General features: G+C 43.5%; 25 protein-coding genes and 1 pseudogene. 3 read left to right on the top strand and 23 right to left on the bottom strand.

Annotated features, from left to right (window positions below; translation table 11 throughout):
- The 21 genes and pseudogenes from ABID29_RS07585 to ABID29_RS07485 all read right to left on the bottom strand — a co-directional run.
- A partial coding sequence (locus ABID29_RS07585; protein WP_354365554.1) for a transposase occupies positions 1-540 on the bottom strand: 540 nt, incomplete at its 3' end.
- A gap of 171 nt (positions 541-711) precedes the next feature.
- The gene (locus tag ABID29_RS07580; protein ID WP_354365553.1) at positions 712-1,188 is read right to left on the bottom strand and encodes a hypothetical protein; all 477 of its coding nucleotides are present in this window, start codon (positions 1,186-1,188) and stop codon (positions 712-714) included.
- 261 nt (positions 1,189-1,449) lie between these two features.
- On the bottom strand, positions 1,450-2,385 hold the full coding sequence (locus ABID29_RS07575) for a manganese-dependent inorganic pyrophosphatase (RefSeq protein WP_354365552.1): 936 nt from the start codon (positions 2,383-2,385) through the stop codon (positions 1,450-1,452).
- Positions 2,386-2,656: 271 nt separating this feature from the next.
- Positions 2,657-3,391 carry a LytR/AlgR family response regulator transcription factor gene (locus ABID29_RS07570; RefSeq protein ID WP_354365551.1) on the bottom strand — a complete coding sequence of 245 codons (735 nt, stop codon included), beginning with the start codon at positions 3,389-3,391 and terminating at the stop codon, positions 2,657-2,659.
- Entirely contained in the window at positions 3,388-4,707 is a 1,320-nt protein-coding gene (locus ABID29_RS07565) for a sensor histidine kinase (RefSeq protein ID WP_354365550.1), read from the bottom strand. Before ABID29_RS07565 ends, ABID29_RS07570 begins: the two co-directional genes overlap by 4 nt.
- A 339-nt stretch (positions 4,708-5,046) precedes the next feature.
- On the bottom strand, positions 5,047-5,418 hold the full coding sequence (locus ABID29_RS07560) for a hypothetical protein (RefSeq protein WP_354365549.1): 372 nt from the start codon (positions 5,416-5,418) through the stop codon (positions 5,047-5,049).
- An 80-nt stretch (positions 5,419-5,498) separates the two neighbouring features.
- Positions 5,499-5,870, bottom strand: coding sequence for a hypothetical protein (locus ABID29_RS07555; protein WP_354365548.1), 372 nt, complete (start codon positions 5,868-5,870; stop codon positions 5,499-5,501).
- 2 nt (positions 5,871-5,872) lie between these two features.
- A complete protein-coding gene (gene der / locus ABID29_RS07550) occupies positions 5,873-7,183 on the bottom strand; it encodes a ribosome biogenesis GTPase Der (RefSeq protein ID WP_354365547.1) in 1,311 nt (436 codons plus the stop codon).
- Between the two features lie 48 nt (positions 7,184-7,231).
- Positions 7,232-7,945, bottom strand: a complete 714-nt coding sequence (locus tag ABID29_RS07545; protein ID WP_354365546.1) for a nitroreductase family protein — start codon at positions 7,943-7,945, stop codon at positions 7,232-7,234.
- Entirely contained in the window at positions 7,942-8,844 is a 903-nt protein-coding gene (dnaI, locus tag ABID29_RS07540) for a primosomal protein DnaI (RefSeq protein ID WP_354365545.1), read from the bottom strand. The genes ABID29_RS07545 and dnaI overlap by 4 nt, the downstream gene beginning before the upstream one ends.
- On the bottom strand, positions 8,844-10,007 hold the full coding sequence (locus ABID29_RS07535; protein ID WP_354365544.1) for a DnaD domain protein: 1,164 nt from the start codon (positions 10,005-10,007) through the stop codon (positions 8,844-8,846). The genes dnaI and ABID29_RS07535 overlap by 1 nt, the downstream gene beginning before the upstream one ends.
- Before the next feature lie 4 nt (positions 10,008-10,011).
- On the bottom strand, positions 10,012-10,479 hold the full coding sequence (gene nrdR / locus ABID29_RS07530; protein ID WP_354365543.1) for a transcriptional regulator NrdR: 468 nt from the start codon (positions 10,477-10,479) through the stop codon (positions 10,012-10,014).
- Between the two features lie 322 nt (positions 10,480-10,801).
- Positions 10,802-11,290 carry a prolyl-tRNA synthetase associated domain-containing protein gene (locus tag ABID29_RS07525; protein WP_354365542.1) on the bottom strand — a complete coding sequence of 163 codons (489 nt, stop codon included), beginning with the start codon at positions 11,288-11,290 and terminating at the stop codon, positions 10,802-10,804.
- Positions 11,291-12,260: 970 nt separating this feature from the next.
- Positions 12,261-12,956 carry a phosphoserine phosphatase SerB gene (serB, locus tag ABID29_RS07520; RefSeq protein WP_354365557.1) on the bottom strand — a complete coding sequence of 232 codons (696 nt, stop codon included), beginning with the start codon at positions 12,954-12,956 and terminating at the stop codon, positions 12,261-12,263.
- A gap of 78 nt (positions 12,957-13,034) precedes the next feature.
- Positions 13,035-13,775 (bottom strand): annotated as a pseudogene (locus tag ABID29_RS07515) (YihY/virulence factor BrkB family protein); the annotation flags it as partial.
- A gap of 85 nt (positions 13,776-13,860) precedes the next feature.
- Entirely contained in the window at positions 13,861-14,718 is an 858-nt protein-coding gene (locus ABID29_RS07510; protein WP_354365541.1) for a methionyl aminopeptidase, read from the bottom strand.
- Positions 14,715-15,272 carry a GNAT family N-acetyltransferase gene (locus ABID29_RS07505; RefSeq protein WP_354365540.1) on the bottom strand — a complete coding sequence of 186 codons (558 nt, stop codon included), beginning with the start codon at positions 15,270-15,272 and terminating at the stop codon, positions 14,715-14,717. Before ABID29_RS07505 ends, ABID29_RS07510 begins: the two co-directional genes overlap by 4 nt.
- Positions 15,273-15,424: 152 nt before the next feature.
- Positions 15,425-16,687, bottom strand: a complete 1,263-nt coding sequence (locus ABID29_RS07500) for a UDP-N-acetylglucosamine 1-carboxyvinyltransferase (protein WP_354365539.1) — start codon at positions 16,685-16,687, stop codon at positions 15,425-15,427.
- A gap of 172 nt (positions 16,688-16,859) precedes the next feature.
- Positions 16,860-17,303, bottom strand: coding sequence for a SprT family protein (locus tag ABID29_RS07495; protein ID WP_354365538.1), 444 nt, complete (start codon positions 17,301-17,303; stop codon positions 16,860-16,862).
- A 4-nt stretch (positions 17,304-17,307) separates the two neighbouring features.
- Complete coding sequence (locus ABID29_RS07490) at positions 17,308-17,922, bottom strand: DUF1349 domain-containing protein (protein ID WP_354365537.1); 615 nt, start codon at positions 17,920-17,922, stop codon at positions 17,308-17,310.
- Between the two features lie 9 nt (positions 17,923-17,931).
- Positions 17,932-20,091 (bottom strand): Tex family protein, encoded by a 2,160-nt coding sequence (locus ABID29_RS07485; RefSeq protein ID WP_354365536.1) that lies wholly within the window; start codon positions 20,089-20,091, stop codon positions 17,932-17,934.
- 347 nt (positions 20,092-20,438) lie between these two features.
- Here ABID29_RS07485 and ABID29_RS07480 point away from each other — a divergent pair, with 347 nt between their 5' ends.
- From ABID29_RS07480 to ABID29_RS07470, 3 genes are read left to right on the top strand one after another with little or no spacing between them, the layout of a single operon-like run.
- Entirely contained in the window at positions 20,439-20,576 is a 138-nt protein-coding gene (locus ABID29_RS07480) for an SPJ_0845 family protein (RefSeq protein ID WP_354365535.1), read from the top strand.
- A 2-nt stretch (positions 20,577-20,578) separates the two neighbouring features.
- Positions 20,579-21,475, top strand: coding sequence for a permease (locus tag ABID29_RS07475; RefSeq protein ID WP_354365534.1), 897 nt, complete (start codon positions 20,579-20,581; stop codon positions 21,473-21,475).
- A complete protein-coding gene (locus tag ABID29_RS07470) occupies positions 21,475-22,290 on the top strand; it encodes a TIGR03943 family putative permease subunit (RefSeq protein WP_354365533.1) in 816 nt (271 codons plus the stop codon). Before ABID29_RS07475 ends, ABID29_RS07470 begins: the two co-directional genes overlap by 1 nt.
- Before the next feature lie 480 nt (positions 22,291-22,770).
- Here the strand turns inward: ABID29_RS07470 and ABID29_RS07465 are convergent, their stop codons facing one another.
- Together ABID29_RS07465 and ABID29_RS07460 are read right to left on the bottom strand one after the other, a co-directional pair.
- On the bottom strand, positions 22,771-25,509 hold the full coding sequence (locus tag ABID29_RS07465) for a hypothetical protein (RefSeq protein WP_354365532.1): 2,739 nt from the start codon (positions 25,507-25,509) through the stop codon (positions 22,771-22,773).
- Positions 25,510-25,631: 122 nt separating this feature from the next.
- Positions 25,632-26,894: a PTS sugar transporter subunit IIC gene (locus tag ABID29_RS07460; RefSeq protein WP_354365531.1), complete on the bottom strand. Its 1,263-nt coding sequence runs from the start codon at positions 26,892-26,894 to the stop codon at positions 25,632-25,634.
- Positions 26,895-26,915: the final 21 nt, after the last annotated feature.

Raw genomic sequence — 26,915 nt, 5'->3', positions numbered from 1 at the left:
CCCACGGCGGTCCAGAAGTCCTTGACTGCCATCCTTTTCAAACTTCCGAACCCAGGAATAGACCTGTTGGTAGGAGACATTATATTTCGCAATTGTTGCCTGATAATTCTTATCGTGAGCAATCGTGAAATTGACAATCTCAACACGTTCTTCAAAAGTGGTTTTACGGCCTTGTTTCATGCGACTTAGTCCTTTACTAGTAGCTGTTAATGGTTTACCACTAGTATACCGTTTTATCCACCTTCTGAGAACACTTGAATCCGAGATGTGATAGGTTTGCACAATCTGACGTTGACTCCCCCTGCCTTCTAGATAATCTCGAACAGCTTGTTCCTTTAACTCAAGGCTATAAGCCTTCCAATGGCAACTTTCCTTAAGTCCATCTACACCATCTTGTTCATACCTGCGAACCCATTCTCGCAGGGTAGTATTAGTGATACCAAACTGTTTGACCAAGCTACTTATTGATTGGTGATGAGTCAAATAAAGATTAACAACTTCTAATTTTTCCTCTACTGATTTCGGACTTCTTTTGGACATATGAAAACTCCCTCTATAGTTTCTAGTGAATTTTTGTTTTTTCACTGTCCACTATAGGGGGAGTATATCAGATACATTCCTAGTAAGGGTTTATCCGTTTTTGGCTAACTAATTCTACAGATCCGTCAGCTATTCAGGACATTATAAACACATTTTCGGTTAATCTTTATATTATTGCTCCGCAAGACAAGGATCTGATGTCCTAGGGCCAGACGATTCAACCAGCTGAACAGAAATAACTTCATTTCCAAGTTCTTCCCCAAGCTTCTCTGTTAAAATACCTTCCGAACCACGATCTCCGGGTGCAATACCATTCACAAAACGAAGTTTTTCACCACTATTATCAAGCGATAAAGAAAGTCCTTCGCCCAAACACGGGTCAGAAGTTCGAGGACCTGGGGTTACAAATGTCTTATAGAAAACAACATCACCTCCAAATCCTTTACCAATGCCACCATCTGAATTGTTATCCCCCAATTCAAAATGATAATTCCCACTAGTACCACCGAAAATAAAAGTATTGCCTTCAAATGACATTAGGCTCCCTCCTTCATCTGAACGCATCACATCAACTTCTTCAGCCTGAGCCAAATTCCCACACAATAATGTAAGACCTGCTATGACTGTCGCAGTAGTTTTTTTGAACATTGAAAAACTCCTATTCTAATTAATAAAAAATTGAGTTGTATAGCTATACAACCCAATTTTAAAACAGTTTTTGCCTATTTGCAAAACATTTTTTAAAAAAATAGATAAAAAATAGACTAAAATTATCAACAAAATATACTTATTCCAAGAAAATTTGAAATACATTCTGAACGATTGGATAGGATTCAATTTAAAGCTGTCTTTGTACAACTCCCATTATGACTGCTATCAAAACTTCTTCTTGTCTAATTAAGTCTAAGGTTAATTAAGAAAGCTTTCTGTCAACTGAGGAACGACTTGCTTCTTACGTGAGACTGCGCCTGGCAAGAAGGCGTGGTTGTTTTCTAGCTTGAAGTTGAAGGCTGCTTCAACCTTGTCCATGTTAGCACCAAGAGCGAGAATCTCAGAGTTTGAATTCACAATATCTGTGATCATCAATACAAAGTCAGAATAATGTTCAGCCACAATCGCATCTGTCATCGCTGCTTCAATCTCTTCTTGACGTTCCAAAACTTCCGCAATGTCAACTGTGTTTACTTGAGCCACACGAACTGGATTGCCGTTGAGTTCAAAGGTCTTGGCATCAATGTCAATCAACTCTTCTGCGGATTTGCTGGCTAGGTTGGTGCCTGCCTTCAAGAGGGCAAGACCATATTCTTCTAAGTTAACGCCAGCAAGCTCAGCCAATTCCACTGCTACCTGAGGGTCTGAAACATGAGTGGTCGGGGACTTGAGCAAGAGAGTGTCTGAGATCAAGCCTGACAAAAGGAGACCCGCAACTTCACGCGGCAAACTCACTCCCGCCTCTTTAGCAGCACGGTAGACGATCGAGCTAGCTGAGCCAACAGGTTCCAAGCGCATGTAAAGAGGATTAGCCGTCTCAAAGTTAGCCACACGGTGGTGGTCAACAACGGCAAGCACTTCTACGTCACGGATATCCGAAATGGACTGTTGGAACTCATTGTGGTCGGTCAAGATGACCTGATTAACACCTTCTGCCGCTGCGCTCTCCACCACACGAGGCGCCTCAACTCCAAAATAATTCAAAGCGTAAGCTGTCTCTTCATTCGGCTCACCCAATAGAACTGCTTCAGCATCACGTCCCCAAGCAGTCCGCTCCAAATAAGCCCAGCCATAAGCGGAAGCTGTCGCATCCATATCCGGATTCTGGTGTCCAAAAACTAAAATCTTTGACATGTCATCAAACCTCTTTTTCAAATATAATTACCTTCATTTTACCATAATTTCTAGGACTTGTGAATGTCAAATTAGGGATTGTATCCAACACGCGCATGGGAAACGAGCTGATACTCATAATCTGATTACTAGTGGTTTTCATTGCCATAACAACTAAATAATATCGCCTTCTAAAGAAATTTCATGTTAAGATAACTATCTAATATTCCAAAACCTATTCGTCTATCTTATCAAAAAGCTTGATTGACACGCCTTGCAGTCTGTCCTAGATTCAAGCCTTCAACCCCATTCGTCTCTTTAATTCCTTAATCTTACGGCGTGACACTAGGCAGTCCAGACCATTTGCAAAATAGAGGGCATTATTTGCAGGATCTATTTCCTTGACCTTGTTCGGATTGACTAGGAAAGCCTTGTGAGCCCTGAACAAGCGAGGTTCTTTTTGCTCGATATTCTTGATACTATCATAAAATTCCAAGCGTTGCTTGTCCGTTATAAGAACCAATTTATGAGGAATTTCCGTCGTTTCTATCAAGCAAATATCCTCAAAAGGAACACGCACATGCCGCGTCTGCGTTTTTATTTCAAAGATATCTTCTTGAAGAAAAGCCTGACGCTTCATAATCGCCTGAACATAGTTGGCAATATCTTGGGTAAATGCCTTGGTTTCCAATTCCTTGTTAACAAAGCCCAGGGCAGATACTTGGTAAAAATAGGTAATTGCCGCAAACTCAGTATGAGTGGTCACAAAAATAATGATCGCCTCATCATCCTTCTCCCGAATCTGACGCGCCACTTCAAGCCCTTTCTTCTCTTGCCCTTTCAGTTCAATATCCAAAAAATAGATCTGATTCTTTCCAAAAGTCGTAATCCCCTGCAACAATTCATCGGGCTTCCCCGTTACCAATTTAACCTCGAGCTGGATACCAAAATGACGAGCGATCTCCTGCAAAACTTCCTGCAAACGATTCTGATGGTAAATTTCATCTTCTAAAATATAAACATTCATGACTTATCCCCTATATAAACAATCTGTGTAAAAAAAAGATCAGTAACCTCTGTTTCAATCGCTACCTTACAGTAGCGCTTGATAATCTGACTAACTGTGTACAAGCCTTCTCCTCTCCCCTTTCCCTTGCTGGAGTAGCCCTGTTTAAAAATCTGACTCACTGGGATAAGGCCGGACTTAATACTGTTCTTGATGTGAATAATATAACGTGTCTCCTGCTTGACGATGGCAAAAAATACCTCTGGTTTCACTGTTTCTTTTGCAGCTTCGATGGCATTATCCACTAAAATCGATAGAATTCGAACAAAATCTAACAATTCCATCTGAAGCCCTGTCACTTCATCCTTGATTTCCAAATGAATGGTCACTCCCTCTTGGCGGGCTTGATTGAATTTATGATAGAGCAAACTCTTGAGAGCCGGACTTTCCAGACGGGATAAATCATCAATATTTTCCCCTTCCGATAAGCTAATATCCGCAGAAACGAGAATGTTTTGGTACAAATACCTAACATTCTCAATATCCCCCGTCTGAATGCTGTCCCTCAGAGTGATTAACATATTTTTATAATCGTGTTTAAACCCCCGAACCGTCTGATAAAGTGTCTGAATCTCATTGGTGTACAACTGCAAGCGCCGATACTGCTCCTCCTTCTCCCGCTGAAAAATCTCCTCCTGATAAGCTACAATTTTATTATTAAGCAGAATTAAGACACTGACAATCATGAAAAGATAGGCAAAAATCAGATATTTAGAATACTGGGAGACCGTGCCAAAATCAAAATACATTTCTAAGTAATAATCAAGCAATAAAACTCCGACAGCTATTTTTAAAGTCTTATTAAATGGACGAATAATTTTATCTTTTATAAAAATATCATCATCACTTAATAATTTAGGCTGTATTTTCAATATGTGAAACAAAATTTTATGGGTTAAAAAGGTCAATAATATAGATAGTGACCAGAAAGTCATTTGATGATTATGAAAAATGGATGAATTAACAAATTCGCTAAAAAACAGATCAAAGAAATTGACAAGTGTAAAGATAAAGTAGAAAGTATAGAGAGCATAGAAAATTGATTTCTCCATATCCTTCTCCTTACAAATCTTTTTATTTAAATAATATAATTCTATAGGAACCAAGAATACTGAATAAGCTCCTCCAATAATAAACATCCTAAATAACTCAATAATTGTAAAATAGAATATAAATTTTTTAACAAGCTTTTCTCCCTTTATTTGAGAGAATGTTACTAGATACAGCGTGATTTGTAAAATAAGAGAAGCAAATCCCATTATATTCTGATACCCCATATAGATATTCTCCTAAAATTTATTTACGGCTTACGACCACCATTATATCTTCCGAACAGTTTATTCCAATCAAACATATGGTTTCCTCCTTCCATTTTTTGAAAGAAGCAAATATTCTGAACAAAACAATTATATTATACTTTTTTATTTAATTCAATGTTTTTTCGCTTCTTTATAGAATTATTTTAGTCTTTTTCTCTATTTTTTGAATATTTATTTCATAAATGGTCGTTTTTTCATCATAAACGGTCATTTTTAATAAAAGTCTAACAGCACCTCCTGCACTAATCGAAGAAAAAACATACCTGAAAGCCTTTCAACTTTCAGGTATGTTTTTTCTTATAAATGTTTTGTCAATCGCGCCAGTTGAACCGTCGCAAAGATGGGGACAAAGGTCAGGGGTATGAAATAAAGTATCACACGGAAGCCTTCTCCTTGCAGACCACTATAGATCCACCAGGCATTGGAGAGGATGAACAACATCGCTGCCGTCAACCAAACCCAGCGATTCTGCGTCTTTTTGCCCAAGAAGGAAAAAATCGTTCCAACTAAGAAAACTGGTAGATGGGGAATGAAAAGCCATACATAGGCAAATCCTCCCCAGCCTCTCTCAACTAACAAGAGAAAGACTGCAAGCAAGACCTGGATAAGCCAATACCCAATCAGATAGCGAAATAAGAGTTTCTGGTAAGAGGTAACCGTTAATTTCATCAGAATGCCCTCCTTTTATCTAGTGTAACACGCTTTGTGAAAAAACCACGAATTTTCCTAAATCTTCTCTCTTTCTTAATCTATTTACTCAAGCGAGTCAGTTGAAAGCTAGAATAGATGGGGATCAGGGTCGTGAGACTCCAGAAGAGCAATTCCCAATAGTATACTCCACCACTTTGGACGACCATGCCGATCCAGCCTGCGTTTGACAGGACAAAACAAAGACAAGCCAAGCCCCATAGCCAAGATTTCCTCAACCGTTTCCCCAAAAAGGAGAAGAAACTAGCAAGCAAAACCAAGGGAATATGAATCCAAAATATCAGAATATAGACAACCAAGCCCCACTCACTATCCATCTGATGAAGGTACATCATCCAACCAACATGAAGTAGGCCATAAATCGCCAAGTACCAGAACAAAAGTTTCTGGTAAAAAATTGCATCACGTTTCAACCTTACTTCCGCTTTCTAGCAATCAAATGGATCGGTGTTCCTTCAAAGACAAAGGCCTTGCGGATCTGGTTTTCCAAGAAACGCATGTAGGAGAAGTGCATGAGCTCTTCCTCGTTGACAAAGACAACAAAGGTCGGTGGCTTGGTCGCCACTTGGGTCGCGTAGAAAATCTTGAGGCGTTTGCCCTTATCAGTCGGTGTCGGGTTAATCGCAATAGCATCCATGATGACATCGTTAAGAACAGCTGATGGAATCCTCATGTTTTGATTTTCAGAGATGGTCTTGATCATGTCTGGCAACTTGTGGAGGCGTTGCTTGGTCAAGGCCGACACGAAGATGATCGGGGCGTAGGACAAGTACTGGAACTGGTCCCGTATATCCTCTTCCCAATTTTTCATAGTGTGGTTGTCCTTCTCCAGCGTATCCCACTTGTTGACCACGATGATGATCCCTTTACCTGCTTCGTGAGCAAAACCAGCGATCCGCTTGTCGTACTCGCGAATGCCTTCTTCGGCATTTAAGACCATCAAGACCACATCGGAACGGTCGATAGCCCGCATGGCCCGCATAACCGAGTATTTCTCCGTATTTTCGTAGACTTTTCCAGACTTGCGCATCCCAGCGGTATCAATCATGGTAAACTCTTGACCCTCACTATCGGTAAAATGGGTATCAATAGCATCACGGGTCGTTCCCGCCACAGGACTGGCGATTACACGCTCTTCTCCCAAAATAGCGTTAATCAGGCTTGATTTTCCGACATTTGGGCGGCCAATCAGGCTGAATTTGATAATATCTGGGTTTTCAGGTTCAGTCTGTAAAGGGAGATTGTCCACGATAGCATCCAGCACATCCCCTGTCCCCATTCCATGAACAGAAGAAACAGGATAAGGATCACCTAGCCCTAGAGCATAAAAATCATAGATATCATTGCGCATCTCAGGATTGTCGACCTTATTGACCGCTAGAATCACGGGCTTATTAGTCTTGTAGAGGATGCGGGCCACGTACTCATCTGCATCGGTCATCCCCTCTTTGCCAGACACAACAAAAACAATGACATCTGCTTCAGTCATAGCGATATCCGCTTGGTGCTTAATCTGCTCCATAAAGGGAGCATCAACATCATCAATCCCTCCTGTGTCAATGATAGAAAATTGACGGTTGAGCCATTCCGCAGTGGCATAAATCCGGTCACGGGTAACTCCTTCCACGTCTTCGACAATGGAAATTCGCTCACCTGCCAAACGGTTAAAAAAGGTTGATTTTCCGACGTTGGGACGTCCAACAATCGCAACTACTGGTAAAGCCATGAGGCCTCCTTTATTTTTTCAATAAAAATGGTTAACAGAATGATTCGCTTAGAGAAGTTTTTTCCGAATCAAATGTTCTTGAGTCACAGGACTTTCAGGATGACCAAATTGTTGAGCTATTCGCTCAGACCATAACTCTGTCTGACGGGCACCTGCATAGACTGTTTGTACCTGATCGAAATCCACAATAACTTCTGCTGTTGCCGGTTGATAAACCTCATCAAATGCTACCGCTGCCAACGGCAAACGAGGCTTAACAGGATTATGACGCTTAGGCACACCTAGGGCAATCCCAAAAATCGGGTAAGTATGGTCAGGCAATTGTAAGAGTTCTGCCAAGTCATCAGCTGACTGGCGAATCATGCCAATCATGACCCCGCCATAGCCAAGGCTTTCAGCTGCCAAGAGAATGTTCTGACCGACCAGAGCTGCATCAACAGAGGTAATCAAAAGGTTCTCAACCCCTTGAGGGTAAAAGGATTTTCCGTGATTCTCTGTCGCTAGTTGGGCCCTATGGAGGTCTCCTACCATGATAACAAAGGTATCGCAGGTCAGTATCCACGGTTGCGGTTCTAGGTCGTAAATAGCCTGCTTTTGTTCTTTTGACCTGACCTTAATCATGCTGTAAGACTGGAAATTCTTCCAACTGGATGCCGCTTGGCCAGCTTCCAAAATAGCTGTCAAATCATCATCAGGAATGCTTTCCTCAAGAAAAGAACGGACAGACACATGATTTTTCATGAGTTTAATGGTTTCGTTCATCTGCGGTTGTCTCCTTTCAGATGCATGGGTTGGGCTAAAAACTTGATTCGCTCCATCAATCGTTTGGCCTGCCAGGTCTCGTCACCTGCTCTGCCATTGGCAAAATGCCGCTCCAAATCTTCTAAGCTAAAGTTGGAGGTGAAGAAGGTCGGTAGCTCTTCTTGCATGCGATGTTGCAGGATAACCTGCAAAACATCGTCACGGATCCAAGCGCTGAATTGCTCAGCTCCTATATCATCTAGCACTAAGACAGGTGCCGCCTTGATCTCATCAATCATGGCCTTGACACTTCCCGTGTTGATGGCATTTTTAATATCAACTGCAAAGCTTGGAAAATGAAGCAAGGTGGTCGCCACCTGACATTTTTCAGACAGTTCGCGAGCCAGATAAGCCATCACAAAGGTCTTGCCAACCCCAAAAGAGCCATAGAGATAGAGGCCTGGCCGATAAGCCTGGCCGTAACTGTCCACAAAATCAGCCAGATAAAGGTAGGTACTTTCGCGATTAGGGTCACTAAAATCCATATCTCTGGCAGAAATCTGGCGAAGGCTCTTGGGAAGATTAACCAGATTGATACGCTGGTTAATGGCCTTTTGAGAAACGGCTTCTAGGAGTTCCTCAGTCTCTTCATAGCTAACATCAGCGTAGCCCTTATTCATGATCAGCTTAGGTTGATAACCCTTTAAAATATAGGCCGCCGACTTGGTTAGGTAATTATCTCGCTCCTTGATAAATTCAAAAAACTTAGAAACCGAACGAAGGATTTCTTCCTCTGTCATATCATGCTTGGTAATAAAGGCTTGAACTTCCTGGTCTGCAAGAATCTCTGCCTTCAATTCCTCATAAGTCTTGTTTGTTTTTGTTGGCCGATTGGCCATCTGGCTAGAAACTGCCTGCATTATTCCACCTCCTTATCGCCTAACATTCTACGTCTGAGAGCCTCTAATCTCTCTAACTCTTCTGGAGTCGCCTCTGTTCGATAGCTTTCTTTGCTCCACTCAGGGACATTGCTTGATGTCTTTTTCGAGTTGGCCTGTTTGCTCTTCGCATCAGTTATCTTAGAGCGATCTGCTCGTAGATAGGCAATCGCTGCCTCTGCGCTGGCTATCTTCTGATAGGACAGGTCGTTGGCTAATTTCAGGGCGTATTTTTCATTGAGATTAGCGCTATCTAACTTTTGAAAAGTATAAAAGAGGGCGACATTAATCACACCATCCAGAAGCCCAAGCTGAGTCAATTCCTTGATCAGCTGGCGCTCTGAGTTTGTCACAACGGCCTGTCTGGCCTGCTTGATATCCGCTAAGAAGCCCAAGGGGTCTCGGCTGTTTGCCCAGCGAATCAAGGACTTTTCTGCGTCTGAGAAAGTTTGATTTGGTACCGACTGAGCCTCTAAGCTGTTAAAGAGGCGCTTGGTCGAGATCACCTGGCCGACAGCTGTTTCCTTAGCGAGCTGGTAGGTGTCATACCAAGTTTTCCGAGCTTTTGCTGAAAAGCGGAAAAGTTCCAAAATATCGTCAGATTCTTTGTCAAAGCGTAAATTGTCCCGAGCCATCAACTGCTTAAAATGGTCCAAGTCAAAATCTTCTGGACCTTCTTCCTTCTTAATGTTGATTGATTCCACCTGACTGAAAGTAGAAGACAAGGACTGGTTGAGGGACTTGGCTGCTGCCAAAGGAGAAGGTTTTAAGCTTTCTACCTTGCTTTCTCCCAACCTTCTCATCAAAAGATTAACCAGAACCTGGTGCTCAAAAAAGGAAGAGGCCGTTAAAGGCGGATGCAGAACCAAGCGGTAGTGACCATTTTCCAATTGCGCAAAATCAACCAGGCGTAAGGCTGTCAGGGCCCCCAAACTCTTTTCAAATTCAGACATTCCAACATTGAGATAAGACAAGATATCACTGAACAAGTGGCCCTTTTCTCCCTCATCCTGGAAGCTGATAAGGTAGGCATATAGAGACAATCCCAGAGGGCCGATCAAGGGCAAATAGTAGCGCGTCAAACTCTCCATATCCTGATGAGTGCGTCGGTTTTTCACATAGAAAAAGGTCTCGTTTGGTCGCATAATTTTATCCTTTTTTCTTATTGCCCTTGATAATTTCCTTGAGCAGGTTCTCTAATTCACCAACATCTTTGAAACTCCGGTAGACACTGGCAAAACGAACATAGGTGATCTCATCAAGGTCTGCCAACTCTGCCATAACCAGATTTCCGATCACGTCGCTCTCAACTTCACCATCGTGCTGGCTACGGATTTTTTGCTCAATTCGGTTCACCACTTCATCAATCTCGCTACTGGATACTGGTCGCTTCTGGGCAGACCGGATAATCCCATTAAAAATCTTATCCCGCGAGAACTGTTCCCGCGTACCATCTTTTTTAACCACTACCAGGGTTTTTTCTTCTACCCGTTCATAGGTGGTGAAGCGGTGATCACATTCTTCACACTCTCTACGACGACGGATGGTATTGCCATCTTCTGCCTGACGACTGTCAATCACGCTAGATTTTAAACCGTTACATTTTGGACACCGCATAATAGTCCCTCACTCATTCATTATCTCCTTATTTTACCACAAATCCACGGATAACAAAAGCCGAGCGCTAGGCTTTTGTGAAGTGCACAGGCAGAACCATCGTACCTATCCCCTTTTGTATTCAGCCGATTCGTTCTAAAGTTCTGTATTTATAATCAATCTAGCTTAAAAAAACAAGCTGATGATAGAACCGGAGGCGATCGATGCGAATTGGCAAGAGCTATCTTTGATTGTCAAAGACTATTAGACAGCAAAAAAGCAGAAGATCCTAGCCCCTGCCTCTATCTTTAATGTCAAAAACCTAACCCATTTATGGGAAGTCCTACAAATCAATCACCTGATAAGAATAGCCTTGATTTTCAATGAAATCTAACATATCTATCGTTGACAAGAAAACAGTCTTGGTATTGTCATTGGGATGGAAACTCATTCTGTCTTCTGACAGTATTTCCTTATCCAGAAAGACCTGGACATCCCTTTCTCGGTTATTCAACAGTCCGAAGATTGAAACCGAACCTGGTTCTATGCCCAATTTCTCCTTTAGGCTATTGGTAGAAGCCATTCGCAGACGCGTGGTAGCAAGAAGGTCCGTGAGTTTCTCCATGTCGAGCCGTTTTTGGTCATCCATGATAACTAGATAGTAGGCTGTCTTTTTCTTATTGGTCAAAAACATGGACTTGGTACGGACGCCTGGAATACCCTCGATATAGCGGTCTGCCTCTTCTGTCGTATAGGCTGGTGGATGTTCCACAAGCTCTGTCTCTATTCCCAGTCTATCTAAGCAATCCATCACTAATTGGTATTGATCCATCACAAACCTCCTCTGACAAACTTATACTCTTTGAAAATTAACCTTAAATGGAGGTAGTCGTCAGCGACAGCACGACTATAACTCGCCTTGCTAACCAGGTGCAGCTCTTAGCCCAAACCCTAGCGGACTTGGCGATAAACACCACCTTAGCCTTGCTTTTAATTTTCTTTGACTTTTACTCTTTGGAAACCAAGGATGGCCCTTGTCAACTTGCTTCAATGAACCTCAGTTCTATCATCAGCTTCGTTTCCTAGGCTAGATTGATTTTCTTTGAGTATTATAGTTTTTCCACTTGAAAAATGTGGAGTACGAGCGATAGCGAGCAAAAGCGATACTGACGCCGTAGCAGTTCAACTGTCCAGTGGACAGTTGAAGCACTGAGCCTAGAAATAAAAAAGTGAAGTGGACTTAAGATCCTTTAGCTTAGGTTACGACGGAGATTTTGAGACTTTGGCTCAAAATTTAGCAATGAAACATCGAAGGTGGTTGCTTGCGTCCGTGCTACTTACTCAAACGGTCTGGGGATAGACCGTTTGAGGTCTGAGCCTAGAAATAAGAAAGCTCAGAAAAGTATGAGAAAAGAAAATTGTTTTCCTAAACTATAATAAGTACTTTTTGAAGTGGAATGAGGCTGGGCAAAAAGTCAGCTCTATTGAAACCATGCTCTAAAAAATAGCTTGACGCAGTGGTTGATTGGTAGTTTTGTTCGCTTTATAAGCTCCAAAACTGGCCTAATCAACTGTGCGGGGGTGGGAGTGAAACTGTCCAGTGGACAGTTTCAGGTCTGAGCCTTGAAATAAGATAGCGAAGACGAACTCTTTTTCGTTTATTGGAGTTCTTTCCCACTCCCTTATTCTACTTGTTTTGGAGAAATTCGTCAAAAATATCTCTGGTTTTCCTGACAAAAAAGATAGAAGCAATTGCGCCATCTGCACAATTGCTTCTATCTTTATAGTTCTAATCAAAGCTTTTAAGTGTCCTTTTCGTGAGGGTTCTGAGCCACTTTATCCAAAATCTCAATGACCTGATAAAGGTCTGGTGTATCAATCTGATAAGGCGCTATGGCCTTCACCATGGGCTTAGCATTATAGGCAATGCCGATACCTGCATTTTCAATCATGGGAAGGTCATTGGCACCGTCCCCCATAGCGATCGTTTGCGATAGTTCAAGGTTATTTTCCTTGGCCCAGGCCATCAGCATGGCCAATTTGGTCGTCTTGGTTACGATGTCGCCTTCGACCTGGCCTGTTAGCTGACCATCCTTGACTTCCAGCTTATTGGCCTTGACATAGTCAATTCCCAACTTCTTGGCTAAGGGGTCTACATTTTCATGGAAACCGCCCGAGACCAGACCAACCTTGTAGCCTCTGGCATGCAGTTCTTCGACCAACTTCTCAGCTCCTTCATTGAAGTGAAGCTTGGTCAAAACCAGGTCAAAAACGGTCTCTGGCAAGCCTTTCAATAGAGCAACACGCGCCTTCAACGCTTCTTCGAAGTCTAGTTCTCCCTGCATGGCTCTCTCTGTGATCGCTGCGACCTGAGGTCCGACACCGGCTAATTCGCCCAGAATATCAATGGCTTCTTCCTGAATGAGCGTGCTATCAACATCCATGACCAATAGCCCTTGCGTTCCTTTGACACCTTTTTCCTTTTTACGTTTGAAAATTTTCAGCTTTTCGATAAGCCCTGCTAAAGTCCCACGGCGGGCTGTAAAACTAGGTTCATCCAGGGCTTGGAAACTGGCGTTCAGGACTGCACCAACAATCAGCAACTGCGCAATCAGGATAAACCAGACCATCACCACTAACAATAAGACATAAGAAACCAGCTGGAAGCTTTCAAACTTATCCATGTACTGGTCCAAATAAAGAGAAACCAGGTTGGTGGTTCCTGCTAAGACCCCCACCACAAAGACCGTACCTGGCAGAACATAGCGGACTTTTTTGATGCGGACATTGGGTAAGAAGGCATAAAGCATCATAATGATTAAAATAAAGCCCAAAAAGATCCACGGCTGGGTCCATGAAAGGATAGCTTTCAAGGCCTTCATATCCAGATCGACAAAACGGTTCACAAAGGAAATGATGGTCTCGCCAAAGAAACCGACAGACACCAGCAAAAACAAGCCGACCTGCAAGATGACACCGACCACAATCCCGACCAAGCGACCCACAATCATATCGCGGTGATCTTCCATGCCATAAGCCTTGTTAAAGGCTTTTTGGAGGATAATCATGGACTGGGAGAAGGTCCAAAGCGTCGTAGCAATCGATAGTCCCAACCAGCCAGAGGAAGGATTGGTCAAAATATTTTTAACCATAGCGCCGAGATAATCGTAAATTTCTCCAGGCAAGGCATTTTTGAGGAAGTCCAAGACATCCTCCACCTGGATGGGTAAGTAAGGCAAGAGCGAACTGAGGAGGAAAAAAACAGGAAAGATCGCTACGAGTAAGTAATAAGCGACTGCAATACTGCTCAAATCCATCTCAGCCCCTTGGAAGAAGCGAAGAAAGTTCTGAACAAAGGGGTGATTTTGGATTTTTTGGATAAGGGCTTTCACATTCGACCTCCTAGTAGGTTCCTTCTTCTCCTTGGCTAGTCAAGATCACTGGACCATCCTTGGTGATGACAAATTGGTGTTCGTACTGGCAAGACAGCCCGCCATCTATGGTCTTATGGGCCCAGCCTGTTTTAGGATCTGTGTCAATCTCCCAGGTTCCTGTATTGATCATGGGCTCAATCGTGAGGACCATTCCCTCACGCAAGCGAAGTCCTCGCCCTGCACGGCCATAGTGAGGCACCATCGGCTCTTCGTGCATGGTTGGTCCGACCCCGTGCCCAACTAAATCACGAACGACACCATAACCATGACCTTCTGCATGAGCCTGAATGGCAGCACCGATATCTCCGATCCGATTCCCAACAACGGCTTGCTCAATTCCCTTATAGAGGCATTCCTTGGTGATTTGCATGAGGGCTTTAACCTCTTCAGAGACTTCCCCAACTGCATAGGTCCAACAGGAATCCGCCACACCACCGGCGAAGCTTTGAGTCACTTGCTTCATGGCAGGCACATTGTCAAAATCTAACTTGGATACATCTACATCTGCCTTATCTGCTAACCCCAGAACCATGTCTACACTGATCATGTCTCCCTCAACCAATCGACGGTGACGAGGAAAGGCATGGGCAACTTCATCATTGATGGAGCAGCAAGTTGCATAAGGATAGTCCATCAGATGGCCATCCACACCGATTTGCAAGGGCAACACATTTTCTTCCTTGCAGCGTTTTCTTACATACAATTCAATGTCCCACATGTCGATGCCTGGCTTGATCAAGTCTCTTAGGCCGACATGGATACTGGCCAAAACATCTCCTGCCTTGTCCATTAATTCGATTTCTCTAGCTGATTTTATGGTAATCATATTGTCTCCTTTAACTGGTAATTTTTTCGGTCGTAACGGTAGTCTTTAAAGGGGCTCATACGGTGAGAATAACGGTCACTCCCCTTGTACTGACGGTCAAACTCAAAGCCAACACTCTCAGCCAAGGCCTGACTCGCCCTATTTTCCTCATGGGTTTTGATGATCAATCTTCTTAAGGGAAATTGGCTAAAACTCAGGAAAACCAGCTGTTCCAGAGCTTCCTTTCCCAGTCCCCTTCGCCAAAAATCTCTGTGTAAAAAGTAGCCAATCTCTGCTTGGCCTGTCCTAGCTTGAATATTCTCTAAACGAATCGAGCCAATCATGCGGCCGCTAGCCTTGTCCTCCAGGGCCCAAATCCCCAGAGGTTGACGCATGAAGGCTTCCACCAAAAGGGTCTGACATAGCTCAAGGCTATCTAGACTGGGATGAATAAAGCGCGTATTGTCAGGATCGGATAAAATCGCATAGAGGTCTTGGGCGTCTGTATAACGGAAAGGACGCAGAATCAAGCGTTCCGTCTCAACCCATGCCCACTTGGCTAAAGCGTTCCACATAGCATCTCCCCCATTTCTAACCTAACCTGTGCAAGGCCACTTACAAAACCTATCACAAGACGCAATTCTTTTTTCATCACTTTTTTCGCTAAGGGCTGGCTCAGAGTCTGTGACAAAACCCCTCAGCTAAATCAAAAACTGAGGGGATAGGACTAGGCTTCTTCGACCAGCTCAATATCTGCACCTAAGGCCTGCAACTTATCGATAATGTTTGAATAGCCACGTAAAATAAATTCAACATTGGTGATGGTTGTCTCTCCTTGGGCCATCAAGCCTGCAATCACCAAGGTAGCCCCTGCCCGAAGATCGGTCGCTTTCACTTCAGCTCCTTCCAGCGGACTGGCGCCACGGTAGGCAATTCGATCGCCCTTCACACTGATCTCAGCACCCATACGGGCTAATTCTGGAACATGGCCCACCCGCTTCTCATAGATGGTATCATGGATGATCCCCTGGCCGGTAGCCTTCAACAAGAGGGCCGTCAAGGGTTGCTGCAAGTCTGTCGCAAAGCCTGGGTAAGGAGCTGTCTTGACACTGACCGCCTTTAGGTCTCCTTGTGGTTCCACAAAGACACTATCTTCTGAAACAGTCATGCGGACTCCCATCTCTTCTAGCTTGGCAATGAAGGACTCCAGGTGCTCATAAAGAACATTGTTGATCTTGACCCCTTGGCCAACAGCTGCAGCTAAAGCAATGTAGGTCCCTGCCTCAATCCTGTCTGGAATAACCTGGTGGCGGGTACCTGACAGGCGCTCCACCCCTTCGATGGTAATGACATCCGTTCCTGCCCCACGAATACGAGCTCCCATATTGTTGAGAAGGGTCGCCACATCAATGATTTCAGGTTCACGGGCTGCATTCTCAATGACCGTCCGGCCCTTGGCTTTAACCGCTGCCAAGATCGTATTGATGGTAGCACCGACGGAGACTGTATCCATAAAAATAGTAGCACCGTGCAGCTGACCATCTCTAGCCTCGAGGGTCATGTTCTCGCCCTCATAGCTAATGGTCGCTCCCATGGCTTCAAAAGCCTTGAGGTGCAGGTCAATCGGCCGAGGTCCTAAATCACAGCCGCCTGGTAGACCGACTGTTGCGATCCCAAAACGTCCCAAAAGACTTCCGTAGAAATAGTAAGAGGCACGCAAACTATTGATTTTACCATAAGGCATTGGCATGCTTTTGAGGCCACGAGGATCAATAATCAAGGTCTCACCATCCTGCTCAACGGTGACCCCCATCACATTGAGGATATCAATCAGGCTATCCACATCTGAAATCTGTGGCACCCCATCTAAAATGACTAAATCATCCGCCAAAACAGCCGCCGGTATCAAGGCAACCACCGAGTTTTTAGCTCCCGAAATCGTAATTTCTCCTTTTAAAGGACGGTTACCCTTAATTTTAATTTTCTTCATTACATCTTGTTCACTTTCAGTTCTGATTTCTAAAAATCACAGCAGGGTATATTATACCATAATCTTAGAAATTTACCAGCAGAATTGTCCTCAACCAGAGAAGTAAGACTTTGACCCAGCCCCTAAGAATCTCCTTAGACTTGCTCAGAAACAAGAGCTGGTTTGGATCTGCTCAGGCGAGTTCTTCTCCCAAAAAACAGAGTTTCCCTCGGCAACGGCCACAGCGGTATTTTGTAGTGTCTATCTGGCGTTTACGGCTATAAAGCTGTCCACAACTTTCACAGCGGTAAGTTTTATACAGAGTCTGCTGGGATAGGTGAGGGACGAACCTCAGGCCGTCAACCCGCTGAAGCAGTTCCTTGAAATCCTTGTCCCCATGCTTGTAGCCCTTTCCAGCATGGTAAAGATGGTAGTGGCAGAGTTCGTGGCGGACAATTTTCCGAAAGACGTCTAAGCCTTGCTCATCCAAAATTTTAGGGTTAAAATCCAGATGCCCATCTTTTGGAAAAAAGCGTCCTCCTGTGCTGCGCAAGCGATTATTCCAAAAAGCCTCATGCACAAATGGTTTCCCAAAATCCTCCAGCGATACCTCGCAAACATAAGCCAATAAATCCATGACCCTAGGCCTCGTCTGGCGCTTGGCCATCATGGGCTAACCATTGGCACTCTCCCAGCGCCATCTCGGTAAACACTGCTGTAAAAGAGGAGTCTTCTGGCGAGCAGGCATAGAGCCCAAACCGAATCTTTTCTGTTCCCTCATGCAAGTGGCAGATCCGCATCTGCTGGAAATGGATCCCATCCTCAGAATTTTCAAGGCAATAATCTGACCCCCGCCTGCTCAAACGATACCACATGGTCTTAACAGTAGCTGGAAGAGCGGTTGTCGCCCAATCTGAATAGCCATGATTGGTCACGACACTTCCCAGATGCTGATAGGTCTCGTTTTCATACTCGATGGAACCCTTGAGCCAATTTTCCGAATCTAGGTAAACTACGACGCCGCACTGGTCAAAGCGGGTATGACTATCTGAAAACTCCGTCTTAACGGTGAAGGAAAAATAAAGTTCCTCGGTCTCCATCTGTAAAACAGGAGCATTGTCGTTAACAAACTGATAGTAAGTCTTCTGCCACAAATCCGTATGGGGTTGGGTCGTGATTGTAATGCGATCCTCTGCAATCTCATAGACGGCAGGCTCCCTTGTCCATTTCAGGTCCTTGGTCGAAAATGGTTTCATGGTCTCTCCCTATTCTTGAACTTTTGGTTTTACAAGGCTTAGGCCAATCCGGCTGCGCTTAATGTCCACTTCTGTCACCCAGACGGTCACAATGTCCCCGACAGACAAGATTTGACTAGGGTGGGGAAGCTGGGGCAGACGTCCTGTCTTCTTATCGCGCTTACGCTCCTGCATCCGAGACACGTGGATGAGGCCGTCTTCATGAACGCCGATATCAACAAAGGCCCCGAAGTCCACGATATTGCGAACCACACCTTCCAGCTCCTGTCCTATTTGCAGGTCTTTCATGTCAAGGACATCCTGGCGGAGAATCGGTGCCGCAAATTCATCTCGAAGGTCTCGGCCTGGCTTTAGAAGGTCTGCCACGATATCTTTGAGGGTCGCCTGACCAAGACCAATTTGTTCTGCGGTGCTTTCAATGTCAAGTTTTCTAAGTTTTTCCTGAGCCTTCTCATCAAGGCTGGTAATTTCTAGCAGCGCCAGCAATTCCCCGACCGCCTGATAAGACTCTGGGTGAACCCCAGTATTATCAAGGAAGTTATCGCTATTTGGCAGGCGCAAGAAACCTGCCGCCTGCTCAAAGGCCTTATCGCCTAGACGGGGCACCTTCTTGAGTTCGGCACGGCTCTTGAGTTCGCCATTTTCCTCACGGTATTTGACAATATTCTCAGAAATGGTCTTGTTGAGGCCAGCAACGTGCGCCAAAAGTGCAGGACTGGCCGTATTGACATTGACCCCGACCTGGTTAACCACCGTGTCCACTACAAAGTCCAGCTCTTCACTAAGCTTTTTCTGGCTGACATCATGCTGGTACTGGCCGACACCGATGGATTTCGGATCGATTTTGACCAGTTCCGCCAGAGGGTCTTGCAGACGACGGGCGATGGAAATGGCAGAGCGCTTTTCAACAGTCAGATCTGGGAATTCATGTCGCGCAAGTTCAGAAGCCGAGTAAACAGAAGCCCCACTTTCATTGACAATCACATAACTCACACCATCGTGGGCTGGCAAAAGCTCTGCCACAAAAGCTTCGCTTTCACGACTCGCTGTTCCATTGCCAATAGCGATAATTTCCACACCATACTGGTCAATCAATTGAGACAGTTCTTGCTTGGCTTCTTCGATTTGACGAGCGGAAGCTGGTTTGACCGGATGAATGACATGGGTTGTCAGGAGTTTGCCTGTGGCATCCACAACGGCCAACTTAGCCCCCGTCCGGAAGGCTGGGTCAAACCCTAAAACGGTCTTGCCCTTAAGCGGTGGCACCAGGAGAAGGTTTCTCAGATTCGTTGAAAAGAGGCGAATCGCACCATCTTCTGCACTCTCGGTCAACTCTGCCCGTACGCGACGTTCCATGGCCGGAACAATCTTTTTCTTAATAGCATCCGTAATGGCTGCTTCAATATAAGGATTTAACACCTTAAACCGCGCTTGGTAAAATCGTTGCATCTTCTCAAAATGGTGCTCAAAGCTAACCTTTAGGATTCCCAAATTTTCACCACGGTTGATGGCCAAAATCTTATAGCCTTGTAACTTCTGCACAGGCTCTGAAAAGGCATAATAAAGCTGAAACACCTGCTTATCGTCCAGACTCTCATCCTTTAGGCTGGAAACCAGGCTAGAGTAAGTCCAGATTTCATTATAAGTCCATGCCCGCAACTTCGCATCCTCAGACAAGCTCTCCGCCAAAATATCAACCGCTCCAGCCAAAGCCTTATCTGCACTAGAAAAGCTCTCTGAGACAAAGTTTACTGCCTGCTCTTGCAAATCTGAAACATTTTGCAAGATTAACCGTGTCAAAGCCAATAAACCTGCTTCACGCGCAACGGTTGCCTTAGTGCGACGCTTCTCCTTATATGGCAGGTAGAGTTCCTCAACATCCGCTAATTTTTCCGCCCCTTCGATCGCTTCCTTCAAACCTTCTGTCAGCTTACCGAGCGATTCAATCTTGGCCAGAACACTAGCCTTACGATCAGCGAGGGCTGTCAAGCTCTTGTCGAGGTCAATCACGGCCTTAATGGCCACTTCGTCCAAATCTCCCGTTGCCTCCTTGCGGTAACGCGCGATGAAGGGGATGGTATTGCCTTCTGCAGTCAAGCTGAGCACTGTGTCAATCTGTTTGAGACTGAGCCCCAAAGTCTCAGCCATTTGAAAATATTTCTTATCCATAAAACCTATTATAGCACGAGTAAGCCACCTTTTACCAGCTAAAAAGAAGAAACAAACCGCCTCTCTCTTTGTCTCAAGCAAGCCACGGCTGAGACTGTTTTTCTCTGGCCATTTGTAGTATAATATAGAAGACTAAAAAGGACTAGGCAAGGCTTTAAGCAAGATCTGCCAACTGAATTTGCTAGGCCAAGCGCTATGGTAAGATTGCTAAATACCTGATGACCTCGCCAAACCCAGCAAGATGAGCTTCCTAGGCCGCATCGTAAGACAAGGGGCAAAGCATTCCTTTAACAGCCGCTAAACTTTTTGCCCAGCCTCAACAGATCATAGAAAAAGGAGACACCACCATGCCAGTAACCTACCATAAACAAGACGAATGGGATAAACTCTTTGAAAAATTTGCCAAGTTCGATGAACTGGAAGCTATCACCTTCCCCGACCCTGAAGCGTCTGAACTGTCTCCTTCCGATACTGAGGACGTTTAGCCATGTTTTCCCAGTTACCGACCAGCCTGCTCCAAGCAGGCGCCATTTTTTTATCCATCATTATTGAGGCCTTGCCCTTTGTCCTGATTGGGAGCTTGATTTCAGGGGCTATAGAGGTCTATGTTACCCCTGACAAGGTGCACCAGCACCTGCCCCAGCATAAGGTTTTACGGATTATCTTTGGGACCTTTATCGGCTTTTTCTTTCCGTCTTGCGAGTGCGGCATCGTTTCCATCGTCAATCGCTTTTTGGAGAAAAAGGTTCCCAGCTACACCGCTATCCCCTTCCTAGCGACAGCCCCAGTGATCAACCCCATCGTTTTACTCGCCACTTACACCGCTTTTGGAAATAGCTGGCGCTTTCTAGCCTTTCGAGCCTTAGGAGCTATTTTGGTAGCCCTAGTTCTCGGCCTGCTTCTGGCTTTTGTCCAAGAAGAGCCTATCCTAAAGCCCGATCGCAAGCTTGTTCATGACCACGACTTCTCCCACCTCAGCCCTAGAGCCAAGCTCTTTCAAGTCCTGGTCCAGGCCATCGATGAATTCTTTGATACTGGGCGTTACCTGGTCTTTGGTTGTCTCTTTGCCAGTCTCGTCCAGGTCTATGTTCCGACCAGGATTCTGCTCAGTTTGACCACCAATCCCTTGACAGCTATCTTACTGATGATGATCCTGGCCTTCTTGCTTTCACTGTGTAGCGAAGCGGATGCCTTTATCGGTGCCTCTCTCCTATCCAGCTTTGGCATGGCTCCTGTCATGGCCTTCCTCGTTATCGGCCCCATCATCGATATTAAAAACCTGCTGATGATGAAAAATTATTTCAAGACCAAGGCTATTATCCAGTTTCTGGCCATTTCCAGCCTAGTCGTCATCGCCTATACACTTGTTCTTGGAGGTTTCTGATGCTTCGCTTTCTCATTTTAATGGGGTACTTTGAGTTGACCATGTACCTCCATTTGTCTGGAAAATTAAACCAGTACATCAATCTGCACTATTCTTATCTGGCTTACCTGTCTATGGTGCTGTCTTTCATTCTAGCAGTTGTCCAACTCATCATCTGGGTCAAACAGCTCAAAACGCACAGCCATTTAACCAGCAAATCTGCTAAAATCAGCAGTTTCGGCTTTCTCCTCGTTCCCTTAATTGTCGGACTATTTTTCCCAACCGTCACCTTGGATGCCACAACGGTCTCTGCCAAGGGCTACAGCTTTCCACTGGCGGCCGAAAACGATCCGGGCACTCAAGAACAAGAAGGCACCAGCACCCAGTACTTGCGCCCAGACACCTCCTCCTTTTTCACCAAATCTGCCTACACCAAAGAAATGAAAAAGAGTCTGGCCAAGTATGGTCATCTGGACCATATCCAGGTCAACACGGAAAACTATATGGAGGTGATGGAGGTTATCTACGACTATCCAGATCAGTTTGTCGGAAAAACCATCAGTTTTACAGGCTTTGTCTACCAGGATCCGGATAAGGCAAATAATCTCTTTGTCTTTCGTTTTGGTATCATCCACTGCATTGCCGACTCAGGGGTCTTTGGGCTCTTGGTCACAGGCAGTCCGACGCCCTATCCTGACAACACTTGGGTGACCGTCACGGGGATCATTCAGGTCACCTACCACCAAGGGCTGAACCAGTCCTTGCCATCTGTAGCCCTAGACACCATAACACCTGTAAGCGAACCTGACAACCCTTACGTTTATCGAGTCTTTTAACACAGAAATCTCTATTTTTAACCTTCCTTGATTTTTTCGCGCTCTCAACCGTTTAAAATATAGCCAGAACTAGAGCAACACGCCATTGCAACAAGAGCAAGTAACCGAAAAATCCCTGTGTCTAGACTGGTTTTTGAGGGAAATACCTCAAAAACCAACTGTTGCATAGCTTAAATAATGGCCTCACGATTATCAATACTTTTGCACCAACTTAGAAAAGAATCTCAGCCCCCAAATGCCTATCCACACTGTTATGGATAGGCATTTTCTACAAAACTCTACGATTTTGAGGCATTAGCCTTACCTAGTTTTTAGTTAGGTCATCCCTCCAATCAAGCTACAACTGAGGAAGCAGGTACTCTAAAAAAACTGGTGGCTGGAGGACTTCAATCTCCTGTTAGACATCCGACTTTAAACCAAAATGCCTATATAGTTTTGATTTAGAGAATCAATAACATGCAATTTTTCATAACACACTTATTACGGAATGTTAATATCTCCTAGAACCAACCAACCGTTTGGGGTCTCTTTATCCCTGTTAGCTAACTTAATATAAGGTAAATAGTCCATTTTTTCATTAGTGAGAGCAACTGCCAGACGGTATTGGCCCTTTTTAACAGCTGAATCTATATCCAATAAATGAATATTTTTGTACATGTGTCCCTTCTCAAAATCTCCGATGTTTATTTCATCGGTTCCCACAATATCTTTATATATTACTTCATCATTTTCGTCAATCAGTGCAAAGGTAATTTTAATCTTATTCCCCCATCTTTTATTCTTATTTGGAACAATCCCTTCTCCATAGTTAGTCCAAGTGCTCTCTATAATTACGGGCTGATTCTCTTCATATGGTGTAAATGATAAATCTTGTAACGAAATTCTATATCCCCCTTCTCTATTAAAATAATCCAATAAGCTTTTTCCATAATATGTAAATAACTTGCAATCTTCCAGAGTCCTTAAATCCAACGTATTAGCTCTCAGATCGATAGCATCATCAACCACTTTCTTCATCATAGCTCTCATTGTATAGAACGGATCATCTCCACTGTATTCATTCCTGCCTCCACCTTCAGGCAAGTCTATTGCAACAGACCATCGAAAATCTCTAGATTGAAAATGATGATAACAGTTTTCAGCAAAAAGAGGTATTCCTTCCCCTCTAAGATATTGAATAACCTTCCTATGAGGATCTAAATAAACGGAGGATCCAAAAGCATCTCGACGCATCACAAAATTTGCCCCATTAGGGTTGAAAGACTCTTGAATGGTATCCTGCCCTTTTAAACTCATTAGTTGCCCTCCCAAGAGGACATTACCAAAGTGCTTCTCATAAATATTCTGCAATACAGCTACTGTCCGATTCATATTAGAAAGAAATGATATATACATACCATTGTTCATCTCTCCCCACTCTCCGTGACCATGAGCATCAATAAACGCTGTGCCTTCGTTATCATATTCGTCTGCAAATGCTTTTATAAAGCTATCAAATTTTTCTACAAAGATACTGTCATCCAAATACGGTTCATTCGTTTTTCCGATATATGCTCCCGCATCTACATATTTACTCCGTGCCCCTGCATCAAAAACAAACTGAGGAGTCGCTTGTCTGCCTCCACTAGCAGAATTGGTCAAAACACGAAACGCTAATTGTATTCCTCTTTGTCTAGCTCCTTCAACAAGGCCATATAAAGCGCTATCAGAATCTTTCCAAGCATACTGCCCTTCTAGTGGTTCAAACCAAGACCACGGTTGTCTAATATAAAGAATACTGATCGGCATTCCTTCTTGAGTCAATTCATCAATTTGTCGCCAATATTCTTTAGCTTCTACAGCCGTATCAATTTGCAAACTTAAGCCTTTATTTCTAGCGTTAGGATTATGGACCGTTTTCCCATACAAATTATAAACAGATGATTCAAAACCTTCTACATAGGCCACCCAACCTGTGGCAGGATTTTTTATAAAGCTTGTTCTATCACTTACTAAGTCTACATATGTTTTACTTGTATCTTCTCTTGGAACCTGGACCTGAATCATAGGAGATTCAACTTGTGTCCCAGAAGCATCACTAATTTCATATACCACCGAGACTGTTTGATCTACTGTGGAATGATAAACATGTTGATCTAAAGAAATAACACTAGCATCTGAAGTGGTTTTCAACTTAACAGAATAATCCTCAAGAGAAAGTCCATAATCTCTCAACCAGTTTAAACTTAAGACGGTAGTGCTGGGAGAAACTTTATCAACATGATCAATTATGTCAGCTAAAGAAATCGCGTCAATTCGCTGAACTCCTATAGCATTGAGCTCTGTCAAAATCCCTTTGCCCCATTTATCATTGAAGACTATATTTACTTTAATATGATTCGTATAAATATCCGGGAGTTCCACTGTCCATAATTGCCTACGTTGATCCTGCTCCTCAGTGTAGATTGCATCTGCACTTTCTAAGTTGACCCATTCTCGCGTATTTAAGTCTCTATAAGACAGTTGTATAGATCTAGCACCTTGGTCACTGGAAAAGTTTGAAGCAAAAATAAGTTGACTAATTAAATACCCTCTTCCTTTAGGGGCAATTATCTCCAATTCAGTATGGGTAGGTAAAGTTATATCTGTTTTAATAGTCTGATCCAGCATAGAATAAGCATCTATCAATTTACCATCTTGCTTTATGATAGCATCTTGGAAAATATTTTCATTAAAAACTTTTCCAAATACCTCAATAGATTTTAAATTTATTTTCTCCAAAAATTCTACTTGGTAAGCATGCGATAAATAATTACCTGAAATGGAAATTTCATAATAGGCCCCGTGCTCATCCTCGTTAATCTGGCAATCAACTGCATAATAGGTAACATCTTGACGAGAATCAACTGAAATACTCACCTTGGGTTCCGAAGATATTTTGCCGTCTGTAATATAGAGTCTTATTTTTGAAACACTAGCTAAACCACCTATATAATGATTTAGTGTCGACAAATGCAACTTGCTTACCTCAATACTAGCTAAATTTGACGCTAGTAGTTCATCAGCTTGATAACCGTCATTAACCTGCAAGCTTAAACGATTATTTATTAAGCCTGCTGTATTTTCCTTTGGTAATGTGCTTTGATCAATTCCTATTATTTGATTGCGATAAGCTTTCACACACGGTACATTAACGAAAATTAATAGCACTATTATAAAATATCGTACATGTTTCTTCATAAGTTTTCTCCTTTGAAACACTTTTCGCTCTGTGATAAAAGCCCACCTCACAATTCAGTTGAACACTAAACAGTAGAGATGGACTTTCTTTTTTCAAACTTAATTTACACTCATTTTTAACCTTACTTTGAAGCTTGCTCTCTACGTAATTTTTCATCATCATCCATCTTAAAGAATGGATAATAAATTAGCATGCTAACCAAAATAGTGATGATTTGAATAACTGCGCCACTGATTTTATTACCTGAAGCTAGATAACCTGCAATAACTGGCGGAGTTGTCCAAGGAACTACTGCACCAATTGGTTTTGCTACCCATCCAAAGTACATGGCATAGTAGGTAATCAAGGTACTTACTACAGGAGCCATGACAAATGGAATTACCATGCGAAAGTTTAAGATAGTCGGAAAACCAAATAGAATAGGCTCAGCAACTTGAAAGCTGACTGGTGCTATAGATAATTTTCCCAAGGTCTTATTTTCTTGACTCTTAGACCTTAAAAAGACAAGAATAGCTAGTGCCATAACGCAACCAGCACCTCCTGAAAATACAAAGTTGTACAAGAATTCATAGGTGATGATATTGGGTAATTCTTCTCCAGCTTGAAAAGCTACACGGTTAGCATCTGAGTTCATCAAAAGAAGTGGCTCTAAAATCGGACCCGTCACCTGAGCCCCATGAATGCCAAACATCCAGAAGAAACATTGTATAAGAATTACAAGAAGAATTCCCGGCAAGGTTTTAGTTAATAGACTTAAGGGTTGTGCAATTGTATCTGCAATTAGGGCATGAACATTATCCACTCCCATAGCTTTTAAAATCATCAAAACAATCAGCCATATAGCAATAATTGCTCCACCAGGAATAATGGCTGAAAAAGCTTTAGCAACATTTGGTGGTACGGTATCAGGCATTTTAATGACGATATTTCGTTTAACAAAAAATTTAAAAACTTCTGTTGAAACAATCGCCACAACAATACCGACAAACAGCCCGGGTGTTCCAAGGTATTTCGTCGGAAAGCCATTCCCACTTTCTGATGTTAGTATTGGTGTCAATAGCACCAAAGAAGCTAGTGAAATCATTCCTGCTGACATACGATCCACATCATAGTGTTTAGCCAGATGATAGGCGACTGCAAAAGTAACTACTAAACCAACAATACCGAAGGTCGCATCTGTTGCTTTATTAAGCCATAACGAGACGCCAACTGACGCCAACCACTTTGAAAATGACTCTACCGGAAAATTAGCAATTAGCATAAAAACAGATCCGATAATGATTAAAGGCATTGCTGTAGCCATACCATCCCGTAGCGCAATCAGATGCCGCTGATTACTTATTTTACCAGCAAATTTCTGAACTTTAGCTGTATTGAAATTCATTATTTCCTCCTCTACCCAACT

It is taken from the genome of Streptococcus rupicaprae, from assembly GCF_040545225.1.
GTDB lineage: Bacteria > Bacillota > Bacilli > Lactobacillales > Streptococcaceae > Streptococcus > Streptococcus rupicaprae.
This window is presented reverse-complemented; position numbering and strand designations above follow the sequence as displayed.

Bases quoted from the DNA above. Each gene is read 5' to 3' on its own strand.
- ABID29_RS07580 (WP_354365553.1), bottom strand. From the start codon at position 1,188: ATGTTCAAAAAAACTACTGCGACAGTCATAGCAGGTCTTACATTATTG.
- ABID29_RS07575 (WP_354365552.1), bottom strand. From the start codon at position 2,385: ATGTCAAAGATTTTAGTTTTTGGACACCAGAATCCGGATATGGATGCG.
- ABID29_RS07570 (WP_354365551.1), bottom strand. From the start codon at position 3,391: ATGAATGTTTATATTTTAGAAGATGAAATTTACCATCAGAATCGTTTG.
- ABID29_RS07565 (WP_354365550.1), bottom strand. From the start codon at position 4,707: ATGGGGTATCAGAATATAATGGGATTTGCTTCTCTTATTTTACAAATC.
- ABID29_RS07560 (WP_354365549.1), bottom strand. From the start codon at position 5,418: ATGAAATTAACGGTTACCTCTTACCAGAAACTCTTATTTCGCTATCTG.
- der (WP_354365547.1), bottom strand. From the start codon at position 7,183: ATGGCTTTACCAGTAGTTGCGATTGTTGGACGTCCCAACGTCGGAAAA.
- ABID29_RS07545 (WP_354365546.1), bottom strand. From the start codon at position 7,945: ATGAACGAAACCATTAAACTCATGAAAAATCATGTGTCTGTCCGTTCT.
- dnaI (WP_354365545.1), bottom strand. From the start codon at position 8,844: ATGCAGGCAGTTTCTAGCCAGATGGCCAATCGGCCAACAAAAACAAAC.
- ABID29_RS07535 (WP_354365544.1), bottom strand. From the start codon at position 10,007: ATGCGACCAAACGAGACCTTTTTCTATGTGAAAAACCGACGCACTCAT.
- nrdR (WP_354365543.1), bottom strand. From the start codon at position 10,479: ATGCGGTGTCCAAAATGTAACGGTTTAAAATCTAGCGTGATTGACAGT.
- ABID29_RS07525 (WP_354365542.1), bottom strand. From the start codon at position 11,290: ATGGATCAATACCAATTAGTGATGGATTGCTTAGATAGACTGGGAATA.
- ABID29_RS07510 (WP_354365541.1), bottom strand. From the start codon at position 14,718: ATGATTACCATAAAATCAGCTAGAGAAATCGAATTAATGGACAAGGCA.
- ABID29_RS07505 (WP_354365540.1), bottom strand. From the start codon at position 15,272: ATGTGGAACGCTTTAGCCAAGTGGGCATGGGTTGAGACGGAACGCTTG.
- ABID29_RS07500 (WP_354365539.1), bottom strand. From the start codon at position 16,687: ATGAAGAAAATTAAAATTAAGGGTAACCGTCCTTTAAAAGGAGAAATT.
- ABID29_RS07495 (WP_354365538.1), bottom strand. From the start codon at position 17,303: ATGGATTTATTGGCTTATGTTTGCGAGGTATCGCTGGAGGATTTTGGG.
- ABID29_RS07490 (WP_354365537.1), bottom strand. From the start codon at position 17,922: ATGAAACCATTTTCGACCAAGGACCTGAAATGGACAAGGGAGCCTGCC.
- ABID29_RS07485 (WP_354365536.1), bottom strand. From the start codon at position 20,091: ATGGATAAGAAATATTTTCAAATGGCTGAGACTTTGGGGCTCAGTCTC.
- ABID29_RS07480 (WP_354365535.1), top strand. From the start codon at position 20,439: ATGCCAGTAACCTACCATAAACAAGACGAATGGGATAAACTCTTTGAA.
- ABID29_RS07475 (WP_354365534.1), top strand. From the start codon at position 20,579: ATGTTTTCCCAGTTACCGACCAGCCTGCTCCAAGCAGGCGCCATTTTT.
- ABID29_RS07470 (WP_354365533.1), top strand. From the start codon at position 21,475: ATGCTTCGCTTTCTCATTTTAATGGGGTACTTTGAGTTGACCATGTAC.
- ABID29_RS07465 (WP_354365532.1), bottom strand. From the start codon at position 25,509: ATGAAGAAACATGTACGATATTTTATAATAGTGCTATTAATTTTCGTT.
- ABID29_RS07460 (WP_354365531.1), bottom strand. From the start codon at position 26,894: ATGAATTTCAATACAGCTAAAGTTCAGAAATTTGCTGGTAAAATAAGT.